General features: G+C 61.6%; 2 protein-coding genes. Both read left to right on the forward strand.

What is annotated here, in order from left to right; translation table 11 throughout:
* On the forward strand, positions 1 to 536 hold a 536-nt coding region (locus BGO16_RS10440; protein WP_292618628.1), incomplete at its 5' end, for a SufD family Fe-S cluster assembly protein.
* 102 nt (positions 537 to 638) lie between these two features.
* Positions 639 to 1,011, forward strand: a 373-nt coding sequence (locus tag BGO16_RS10445; RefSeq protein ID WP_292618630.1) for an ATP-binding cassette domain-containing protein, incomplete at its 3' end; no start/stop codon positions are given.

Here is a 1,011-nt window from a genome sequence, read left to right on the forward strand (position 1 = left end):
AGGTCGAGACCGGCTCCGCCATCACCTGGAAGTATCCGAGCTGCATCCTGCGCGGCGACAATTCGCGCGGCGAGTTCTACTCGATCGCGATCTCGAACGGCTACCAGCAGGTCGACAGCGGCACCAAGATGCTGCACCTCGGCAAGAACACCACGAGCCGGATCATCTCCAAGGGCATCGCGGCGGGCAAGTCGCAGAATACCTATCGCGGTCTCGTTACCGCGCACCGCAAGGCGAGCAATGCGCGCAACTTCACCGCGTGCGACTCGCTGCTGATCGGCGACAAGTGCGGCGCGCACACCGTGCCGTATATCGAGGCCAAGAACACCTCGGCGCTGTTCGAGCACGAAGCGACCACATCGAAGATTTCCGAAGACGTGCTGTTCTATTGCGTGCAGCGCGGACTGTCGCAGGAAGAGGCCGTCGGCCTCGTCGTCAACGGCTTCGTCCGCGACGTGCTGCAGCAGTTGCCGATGGAATTCGCGGTCGAGGCCCAGAAGCTGATCTCGATCTCGCTGGAAGGCAGCGTCGGATAACGTTGCGTTCGGGGCCCAGCTCCCGAGCGCCTGACATTGAAACCGTCCTTTTGCCGATGCGCTGGCGCATAGCGGTACGACGATCAAAAAGCGGAAACCAAAATGCCGTTGCTCGAAGTCAAAGACCTGCACGTCCGCGTCGAGGATCGCGAGATCCTTCACGGGCTCGATCTCACGGTGAATCAGGGCGAGGTTCACGCCATCATGGGGCCGAACGGCTCCGGAAAATCGACGCTCTCTCATGTCATCGCCGGCAAGCCCGGTTATGAGGTGACCGGCGGCGAAATCCTGTTCAAGGGCGAAGATCTTCTGGAGATGGCACCGGACCAGCGCGCCGCGAAAGGCGTGTTTCTGGCGTTCCAGTATCCGGTGGAAATTCCCGGCGTCGCCACCATGACGTTCCTGCGCACCGCGCTGAACGCGCAGCGCAAGGCGCGCGGCGAGAGCGAATATTCGACGCCGAATTTCCTGAAGA

The organism is Nitrobacter sp. 62-23 (assembly GCF_001897285.1).
GTDB lineage: Bacteria > Pseudomonadota > Alphaproteobacteria > Rhizobiales > Xanthobacteraceae > Nitrobacter.